Origin of the sequence: Corallococcus sp. AB045, assembly GCF_003668895.1 — a bacterium.
In the GTDB taxonomy this organism is placed as follows: domain Bacteria; phylum Myxococcota; class Myxococcia; order Myxococcales; family Myxococcaceae; genus Corallococcus; species Corallococcus coralloides.
The window spans coordinates 19,430-28,153 of record NZ_RAWN01000134.1; the positions used below are offsets into that span (position 1 = coordinate 19,430).

Genomic DNA, 8,724 nt, shown 5'->3' on the forward strand with positions numbered 1-8,724 from the left:
AGCCATGAGACACCTGGATGCCACCGCGATGGCCGAGCTCGCCGGGCGCGACCCCGCCGCCGTCGCCTGGTTCCGCGACCACCTGGCCTCGCCCTGCGAGGTCTGTGAGACGTTCCTCGCCACACACGCGGATCCGCTCGACGGACAGGCGGACGCGCTGCTCCTGGCGCTGGCGCCCGCGAGGAAGCCCGAAGCGGAGGTCATCCCGCTGCGCGCCCCGCCCCGCGCCCGCCGCTTCGCCCCGCCGCCAGGCCGGTACCTGGGATGGATGGCCGGCGCGATCGCGGCCTCCGTGCTGATGGTGGTGCTGGTGCCGCTGGTGAAGGGGCCCACGCGAGGTGCCACCGAGTGGACCGGTGAGAAGGGCCCGGGGGGCCGCATCTCCCTGGAGTTGGCCGTGGTCGCGCGGAGCACCGACGGGGTCCTGCGCCGGCTGGACGCCGGGGCGGACGTCACCAGCGACGAGGTGCTGCTCCTGCGCTACCACGCCACGGAGTCCGGCACCGCGCTGCTCTACCAGCAGCGGGAGCAGGATGCCCCGGAGCTGCTTGGCCGCTTCCCCCTGGCAGCGGGAACCCACGACCTGGAGGGGCCTGACGGCCTCGCGGGCGTGAGCATGGAGTCGGACGAGGGCCGGCTGTCGCTGGCGCTGGTGGCCTTCGCTCCCGGTGAGCCCACATCGGAGCAGGACGCACTCGCCGCGCTCGCCGCGGATGGTAGCCCGGATGCACGCCCGGGGACCGTGGTGAGGTTCGACGTGCGGGTCCAATCCAGTCAGACTCTGGCCCCGTGAGGCGCCTCCTTCCCCTGCTGCTCGTCCTCCTCTGCGCCTGCGCGGGCCCGTCCGCCACGGCCGGAGACAAGGGCGGGCTCGTGCCGCTGCGGCTAGACGCCGCGGACCTGTCGCGCGCGTACACGCCCCGGCGGCTCGCGCTGCTCGTGGGCGTGTCGGTCTTCGATGATCCGCAGTGGCGCGCCCTGCGCTTCTCTTCCAAGGACGCCAGCGACCTGGCCGCGGCGCTGAAGGACCCCGCGCGAGGCCACTTCGACCAGGTGCGTGTCCTCACGCGCCCGGAGGAGACGACCCGCGATGCCATCCTCGCGGCGCTGCGCCAGCTGCGGCGTGAAGCCACCCGGCCCGACGACGTGGTGATGGTGTACCTGTCCGCGCACGGCACGCTCGCGCGCGACGGCCGCGGGGAGCTCACGCGCTACCTCGTCACGCGAGACGCGTCCTACCGCGCCATCCCGCAGACGGCGCTCTCCATGGACGCGCTGAAGGCGGAGTTCGAACAGCTGCCCAGCCGGCGGCGGCTGCTGGTGCTGGCCACCTGCCACAGCGGCAGCGGCAAGTCGCTGCTGCCCCACGAGCTGGAGGTGGAGCTCGCGGGCATCAAGTCCGGCTTCTACGCGCGCCCCCTGGAGGAGTCGTCCCGGGCGTCCATGGTGTTCGCCGCCAGCGACTGGGGCGAGACGGCGCGCGAGGACGAGGGCCTGCGCAACGACATCTACACGTACTTCCTCATCGAGGGCCTGGGCGGCGCGGCGGACCGCAACGCGGACGGCGCCGTCACCGCCACGGAGGCGCACGACTATTCGCGCCGCCGCACCTTCACCTTCACGGAAGGACGCCAGCGGCCGTCCGCCGAAATCATGGAGGTGGGCGCGGATCCGGTCATCCTCGCCGGCCGCATCGACCGCACGGGCCAACCGGAGCTCTTCTCCTACAACCCGCGCCTGGACGGCTTCCTGCTCAAGGTGGACGGCGAGCCGCGCCTGGAGCTGCCGGGAGGCGCCGCGGTGGGCCCGGGCCGGCGCACGGTGGAGCTCACCAAGGGCGACGCCGTGCTCGTGCGGCGCGAAGTGGACGTGGCCCGGGGCGAGCGCCTGCCGCTGGAGCGCCTGCTGTCGGACGCCATCCCGCGCCGCGCGTTGTCGCTCGTGGGCGGGATGATGTCCTTCGCGGACGGCAGGAGCCAGCGCGAGCTGTTGCCCGCCTCTCCCCAGGTGGGCGTGGTGCTGCGGCTGGAGGACCTGCCGCTCCAGGACCTGGGCCTGATGCTGGACATGGGGCTGGGACGTGGACGCCAGAAGCTCCAGGTGGCGCCCGGCAGCGAGGTGCCCTTCGGCTACACCACGTTCACGCTGGGCGCGGCGGTGCCGTACCTGTGGCGCTGGGAGCGGCTGACGCTGTTCGCGGGCCCGCGTGTGGCCGCGCTGTACCTGGGCAGGTCTTTCGACGTGGAGGCCTATTCGGGAGGCCAGCGCTACTTCACCGTCAGCCCCGGTGTGGTGGGCGGACTGGCATGGCGCCTGGGGGAGCGGTTGGAGCTCACCGCCCAGGGCCACGGGATGCTGACGTACGTGGTGGTGGACGGGCAGGGACAGGCCGTGGGCTTCATCGGCGGAAACGCCGGCGTGGGGTACCGCTTCTGATGCGCCGCCAATGCCTGATCCTGACGCTGTCGTCGCTCGGCCTGGGCCTGGGCGCGTGCGGAAGCCTGGACAACGAGCCCTTCCGCGCGGGCACCGTGCGCGGCCGGCTCACGGAGTTCGACCCCGCCGTCGCGGTGGTGACCGTGCTGGGCGCGCCCGGCGTGCGCAGCGGCGTGGACGCGCAGGGCCGCTTCACGCTGGAGGACGTGCCCGCGGGCCCGGCGGAGCTCTTCGTCCTGGCCACCGCGAACAAGGCCGCACGCGTGCCGCTCACCGTGCAGGGCGGCCAGTCCGTGGACGTCGCGGACGTCTCGCCGCGCGCTGGCGGCACCTTCTTCGTGAAGCTCCACACCCGGGGCAACCGGAAGGTGGCGGAGGCGACCGTCACCGTGGACGGCACCCCCATCGAGGCGTCGGGGCTCGATGACGATGTGCCCCGGCACCTGGGGCCGCTGCCGGAAGGCTGTTACGGCCTCAGCGTCTCCGCACGCGGCTTCATCTCCGCATCCGTGCAGGACTGCGTGGACGCGGGCAAGCAGACGGTGCTGAACGTGGAGCTCGTCCCCGACGGCTCCTCCGCCGAGGAGCGCTGCGCGTTGGCGGGCTGTGGCGGTGACGGCCGTTCCGCGATGGATGGCCGCGGCGTGAAAAGCCCTGAAGACAGCCACTGAAATTCGTTGCCGGTTCGCGACGGCTTCCGCTGCGAAGAGAGCTTTCCGCAAAGCCACACATATCCAAACCGTCCGTCGCCTCACACTTCGCGGCCCGTCTGGAGTTGTGGCCACCTCGCGAGCACCCGGGTCTTTCTGACAACGAGGCACTCCGCTCCCCAAGCGGCCCCCCACCGCCTCGTTTCACAGGAGGATGACCATGCGTATCACGACCGCTCGCTCTTCCGCGGCATGGATGGTGTTGTGCGCGACGATGCTGTCCCTGGGCTGCGGAGGCCCCACGGACTCGGAGGATCCGTCGCTCGCCACGGGTGATGACAACCTGGGCGGCGCCGCCGGAGAAGCGCCCGCCGCGGATGGTGGCACCGCGCCCGGTGGCCCTGGCCGCGTCACGCTCTGCCACATTCCGCCCGGCAATCCCGCCAACGCGCACTCCATCACGGTGGGCCTGCCCGCGGTCGCCGCGCACCTGCGCCACGGCGACACGCTGGGCCCGTGCGACGACGAAGGCGAAACGCCCACGGATGGTGGCACCAGCGAGCCCGACGCGGGCACGACGGACGGCGGCTCGGGCGGCGGCATCGACGCCGGTCCCCAGTGCATCCCCGAAGGCAACGAGTGCTCCGTCGAGGGTGATGACGCCTGCTGCGATTCGCTGTCCTGCCAGGAAGGCCGCTGCTGGCCTGCCATCGGCTGAACCAACGTCGTGGCCGGTCCGGACGCGGGAGGGTCTCCTCCCGCGTTCTTCCCTGAATCCAACAAAGGCTGCCCCATGAAGACCCTGCGACACCTGACTTCAAACCTGCTCCTGGCCACGGGACTCCTGTTCCTCGCGGCCTGCGGCGACAGCAACGCCCGCGTCACCCTGAAGCTGACGGACGCCCCCGGCGACGGCATCGAGAAGGCCGTCGTGACCATCTCGAAGGTCTACCTGAAGGGCAGCGTGGACGGAGACAAGGACGGCAAGGGCGACGTGGTGCTCCTGAGCGAGCCCGTCACCACCGACCTGCTCACGCTGGCCAACGACACCGCGGACCTGGTGAAGGACGCGGAGGTGCCGGCCGGTACCTACAAGGAGCTGCGCTTCGTCATCACCGGCGGCTACATCCAGGTGAAGCAGGACGGCACCAGCCGCATCTTCGCCACCTCCGCCAACTACGAGGGCCTGCCCGAGGGGGCCCAGGTGGACGGCGACCTGCACATGCCGAGCGCCAGCAGCTCCGGCCTCAAGGTGAAGTTCGACAAGGACACGGACGTCACCATCACCAGCGATGACGACCAGAAGGTCATCCTGGTGGACTTCGACGTGGCGCAGAGCTTCGGCAAGGAGGCCGGCAACTCTGGCAAGTGGGTCATGCGGCCCATCATCAAGGGCGCGGACCTGGAGTTCTCCGGCAACGTGGAGGTGTCGCTGGAGGCGGGCAATGTGTCCCTGCCCCTGGGCTCCGCGCAGCTGGCCAGCTTCTCCGCGGTGCTGATCAACGCCGACGGCAGCCGCGAGACGCTGTCCTTCAGCGCCAGCACGGCCACCCGCTACGTGGCGGACTTCAAGTACCTGCTGCCCGGCACCTACCAGGTGGACCTGGTGGGCCCGGAGGGCGTGACCTTCAGCACGGACATCACGCGCCCGGCGACCGCCACGGTCGGCTCAGGCGCGGAGTCCAACGTGGACTTCGTCCTGACGTCCTTCGACGTCGTCGAGTAGCACTCCGGGGTTCAGGCCGCCTTCTCGCCCGACTGCGCCTGGGCGGCCTGGACCTCGAGGGCGATTTCGATCTTCTCGCCCACCAGCACGCCGCCCGCCTCCAGGGCCTGGTTCCACGTCAGGCCGAAGTCGCTGCGGTTGATGGTCGTCTTGGCCTCGAACGCGGCCTTGGTGTTGCCCCAAGGGTCCTTGGCGATGCCCAGCTGCTCGGCCTCCAGGACGACCTCGCGGCTGATGCCGCGGATGGACAGCTGCCCCGTCACCTTCAGGTGCTTGCCGGAGGGCTCCACCTTCGTGCTCTGGAAGGTGATGGCCGGGAACTTCTCCACGTCGAAGAAGTCCGGCGAGCGCAGGTGATTGTCGCGCTGGTCCACGCCGGTGCTGATGCTCGCCGACTCGATGGAGACGGTGACGGCAGACGCCGTGGGGCTCGCGTCATCCAGGGTGATGGTGCCGCCGAACTTCGTGAAGCTGCCGCGCACCTTCGCGACGACCATGTGGCGGACGCTGAAGTGGATGCCCGTGTGCGTGGTGTCGATGTTCCAGGTGGTGGTGGCCATGGTCGTCTTCCTTGTCGTGAGCGCCGCGGCAGCGGCGGTGTGTTTCAACGAGGCGTAAGGTAGCGGCCCCCCACGTTCCGGATTAGACGGGACGAACAGGATGCACTGTTCCACCACTGGAACAGTCCTGCGCCTGCACGAGGGAAGGGCCATGGACCTCAACGAACTCCTCGTCTTCGCCCGGGTGGTCCAGGCGGGCAGCTTCACGGCTGCGGCGAAGGCGCTGCGCATGCCCAAGTCCACCGTGAGCCGCAAGGTGTCCGAGCTGGAGGAGCGAGTGGGAGCGCAGCTGCTCCAGCGCACCACGCGCACGCTGCACCTGACGGAGGTGGGCCGCGCGTACTACGCGCACTGCGAGCGCATCGTCGCGGAAGCGGAGGCCGCGGAGCTGGCGGTGACGCGCCTGCAGGCGGGGCCGCACGGCCTGCTGCGCGTGACGACGCCCCTGTCGGTCAACTTCCTGGCGCCGCTGGTGGCGCGCTTCATGGAGCAGTACCCGGAGGTGCAGCTGGAGTTGCTCTGCACGGATCGCGCGGTGGACCTGATGGAGGAAGGCTTCGACCTGGCGGTGCGGGCCGGAAAGCTGCCGGACTCATCGCTGATGGCGCGAAGGCTGGGGGACATCGAGCGCGTGGTGGTGGCCTCGCCCGAGTACCTGGAGGCGCGGGGCGCGCCGCGAGTGCCCGCGGACCTGGCGAAGCACGACTGCCTCTTCTTCGGCAAGGCGCTGGAAGGCAACGTCTGGACGCTGCACGCGCCCGGGCGTGCGGTCGAGGTCAAGGTCGCCGGGCGGCTGGCGGTGAACGAGCCGGACATGCTGCACGCGGTGGCGCTGTCGGGCTCCGGCATCGCGCTGCTGCCCGGATTGAATTGCATGGAGGACCTGGGCACGGGCCGGCTCCAGCGCGTGCTGCCGGATTGGAGCTCCACGGGAGCGCCGGTGCACGCCGTCTACCCGCCCACGCGCCACCACGTGCCCAAGGTGATGGCCTTCGTGGACTTCCTGCGCGAGCACTGGCCCGCGAATGTGGGAACGAGCAAGCGGGCGAAGCGCTGAGACAGTGCGGGCGTTTCGTTCCGTGGATGGAACGATGTGTCCCGAGGTTCACGTCTGGCCAGGTGGCGTTCCGGAGCGCATGTTGTGTCTCGAAAGGAAGCACACACCATGATGAACGTTCGCCCTTCCGAAGCACGCGGTCACGCCAACCACGGCTGGCTGGATTCGCATCACACCTTCTCGTTCGCGAGCTACTTCGACCCCGAGAACATGGGCTTCCGTTCCCTGCGCGTCATCAACGAGGACCGCGTGCAGGCCGGCGAGGGCTTCGACACGCACCCGCACCGGGACATGGAGATCATCACCTACCCGCTGAGCGGCGCCATCGCGCACCGTGACAGCACGGGAGGCCAGGGGCTCCTGCGAGCCGGAGAGGTGCAACGCATGACGGCCGGCACGGGCGTGATGCACAGCGAGATGAACGGCTCCAACGAGGACGTCCACTTCCTGCAGATCTGGATCATCCCGGAGAAGAAGGGCCTGAAGCCGGAGTATGAGCAGAAGTTCTTCCCGGAGAAGGACCGGCAGGGACGCTGGCGCGTGGTGGCCAGCCCGGACGCCCGAGACGGCAGCCTCACGGTGCACCAGGACGTGGTGCTCAACAGCACGCTGATGAGCCCGGGAGAGAAGGCGGAGTACACGCTGCCCAAGGGGCGTCACGCCTGGGTGCAGATTGCACGCGGCAGCGGCACGCTCAACGGAGTGGCCCTGAAGGCCGGTGACGGAGTCGCCGTGTCCGACGAGTCGAGCCTCGTGCTCACTGCCTCCGAGCCGCTGGAGGCCCTGCTGTTCGACCTGGCCTGATGCGCCGGCTACGAAGAACGCCCCCGGATCCCTGAGTGGATCCGGGGGCCTTGTCGTTTCTACGGGGTGAACGAAGGGGTGTTGGGAACGGGAGGGATGCCCCTCAATCGCGTGACGACAGACAACCTGCTCGGCCAGGAATCCGTCCGAAAGTCGGTTCCAGGGAACTCCCTGGGTTCAAGCCTCAGCCGCCCCACCGGATGCGGTAGGAGCAGGCGTGGCCGTCGAAGTCGAAGGGCTCCACGCGAAGGTTCTTCGCGCCGGCCTTGGCCAACCCCGCTTCGATGAGACCGCGCAGGTAGCCCGGGTTCCCGTTGCACTCGTTGACGCGGATGATGTGGTGCCCGGGGCCCTGGGTGAGCAGCTCCGACCGCATGTAGTTGTTGACGGTGGAGAAGCTCTCCTGGATGCGCACCACGACGCGCTCCGGCCCGAAGATGGGCCACATGGACACGAGCGACTTGCCGAGCACGGTCTGCTCCATCCCCTGGATGATGCCGATGCCCAGGCGCCGGAAGCCCTCACCCACATCGAGCTGCGGGTACAGGTGCTCGACGGTGACGCGAAGGGCCTCAGCGAAGGTCTTCCGAGGGGTGTGGTGCGGAGACTGAGCGTCCAGGTCCAGGCCCACGTCCTTCAGCTTCGTCCGGAGCTCCAGAGTGAGCCGGTCACCGATGGAGCGAAATACCCCCTCCACCGTGTGGCGATAGACGATCTCTTCTTCCACGAAACACCCCGGCCCAGCCCGGCGGTCCCATTCCGCCGTGTCGCAAAGAAGCCTACCCCATCCCCCCGACAAATCCGAAGCCCCCCAGTTCTAAGACCCGGGTCTGAGACGTCCCACCGATGTTTCACAGCTGGCCATGCTGTTTCACAGTTCGTGTATTGCTTGATTTCGATGACTCAGCCGGGTCCGAGTGACCTCGGCGAGGCCCGTTGCAGAGCCGTGGAACTCGGCGGAGGACTCTGGGCCTGATTCACGCCTCGGCTGATTGGGTCGGGAGCCAGACGAAGAAGATTGAGCACCGCCTGGGGCCGGGCGCGGTAGTAGCCGAGCCCCGAGCGCAATGCGTACTGCAGCTCGGTCAGCTCGTCGAAGAGGAGGTTGTGCGTGGCGCGCTGGCGCAGAGGACGCCACAACCGCTTGATGGGCTGCAATTGCGGACTGTAGGGAGGCAGCCGGTACAGCGTCAGGTGTGGGTAGCGCCCCAAAGCCCAGTCCACCGGCCGTCCGCGGTGCCAAGGCGCGTTTCCTCCGCCCCAGGATTTTTTGAGACACCTCTCTGGGGGAATAACCTCCCCCGTGTGAGGTGGATGTGAAGAAGCAGCAGAAGCAGGACAGGACGTCGGAGCGCGGTCGGTTTTCGGCGAAGCGCAAGAAGGAGGCGGTGCTCCGGTTGCTCAAGGGCGAGGAACTCGACGCCCTGTCGCGGGAGCTGGGCGTCACGGCGGCCGTGCTGAGTGAGTGGCGGGAGAAGTTCCTGGCTGGGG

The 8,724-nt window shown here is 69.3% G+C and carries 11 protein-coding genes; 8 read left to right on the forward strand and 3 right to left on the reverse strand.

Translation table 11 applies throughout. From position 1 onward, the window contains the following. Window positions 1–4 precede the first annotated feature (4 nt). The 5 genes from D7Y21_RS27500 to D7Y21_RS27520 all read left to right on the forward strand — a co-directional run bounded on the left by D7Y21_RS27500 (window position 5) and on the right by D7Y21_RS27520 (window position 4,812). A complete protein-coding gene (locus D7Y21_RS27500) occupies window positions 5–793 on the forward strand; it encodes a hypothetical protein (RefSeq protein WP_121716706.1) in 789 nt (262 codons plus the stop codon). After that, entirely contained in the window at window positions 790–2,436 is a 1,647-nt protein-coding gene (locus D7Y21_RS27505; protein ID WP_120568243.1) for a caspase family protein, read from the forward strand. The genes D7Y21_RS27500 and D7Y21_RS27505 overlap by 4 nt, the downstream gene beginning before the upstream one ends. Next, window positions 2,436–3,107, forward strand: coding sequence for a carboxypeptidase-like regulatory domain-containing protein (locus tag D7Y21_RS27510; protein ID WP_120568242.1), 672 nt, complete (start codon window positions 2,436–2,438; stop codon window positions 3,105–3,107). The genes D7Y21_RS27505 and D7Y21_RS27510 overlap by 1 nt, the downstream gene beginning before the upstream one ends. A 199-nt stretch (window positions 3,108–3,306) precedes the next feature. Continuing rightward, window positions 3,307–3,804 carry a hypothetical protein gene (locus D7Y21_RS27515; RefSeq protein WP_121716708.1) on the forward strand — a complete coding sequence of 166 codons (498 nt, stop codon included), beginning with the start codon at window positions 3,307–3,309 and terminating at the stop codon, window positions 3,802–3,804. Window positions 3,805–3,879: 75 nt separating this feature from the next. Then, window positions 3,880–4,812: a DUF4382 domain-containing protein gene (locus D7Y21_RS27520; RefSeq protein ID WP_121716710.1), complete on the forward strand. Its 933-nt coding sequence runs from the start codon at window positions 3,880–3,882 to the stop codon at window positions 4,810–4,812. A gap of 11 nt (window positions 4,813–4,823) precedes the next feature. On the opposite strand, the gene D7Y21_RS27525 is transcribed toward D7Y21_RS27520, so the two are convergent. Then, entirely contained in the window at window positions 4,824–5,372 is a 549-nt protein-coding gene (locus D7Y21_RS27525) for a YceI family protein (RefSeq protein ID WP_121716712.1), read from the reverse strand. Window positions 5,373–5,523: 151 nt separating this feature from the next. Between D7Y21_RS27525 and D7Y21_RS27530 the strand changes: the two genes are divergently transcribed. Together D7Y21_RS27530 and D7Y21_RS27535 are read left to right on the forward strand one after the other, a co-directional pair. Then, on the forward strand, window positions 5,524–6,429 hold the full coding sequence (locus tag D7Y21_RS27530; RefSeq protein WP_120568238.1) for a LysR family transcriptional regulator: 906 nt from the start codon (window positions 5,524–5,526) through the stop codon (window positions 6,427–6,429). Between the two features lie 108 nt (window positions 6,430–6,537). Continuing rightward, complete coding sequence (locus D7Y21_RS27535) at window positions 6,538–7,233, forward strand: pirin family protein (RefSeq protein WP_121716714.1); 696 nt, start codon at window positions 6,538–6,540, stop codon at window positions 7,231–7,233. A gap of 184 nt (window positions 7,234–7,417) precedes the next feature. On the opposite strand, the gene D7Y21_RS27540 is transcribed toward D7Y21_RS27535, so the two are convergent. Then, window positions 7,418–7,960, reverse strand: coding sequence for a DUF2378 family protein (locus tag D7Y21_RS27540; RefSeq protein ID WP_120616447.1), 543 nt, complete (start codon window positions 7,958–7,960; stop codon window positions 7,418–7,420). Between the two features lie 176 nt (window positions 7,961–8,136). After that, the gene (locus D7Y21_RS43685; protein WP_370039319.1) at window positions 8,137–8,457 is read right to left on the reverse strand and encodes a hypothetical protein; all 321 of its coding nucleotides are present in this window, start codon (window positions 8,455–8,457) and stop codon (window positions 8,137–8,139) included. 86 nt (window positions 8,458–8,543) lie between these two features. Between D7Y21_RS43685 and D7Y21_RS27545 the strand changes: the two genes are divergently transcribed. Next, the coding region (locus tag D7Y21_RS27545) for a transposase (RefSeq protein WP_233611943.1) at window positions 8,544–8,724 on the forward strand (181 nt) is incomplete at its 3' end.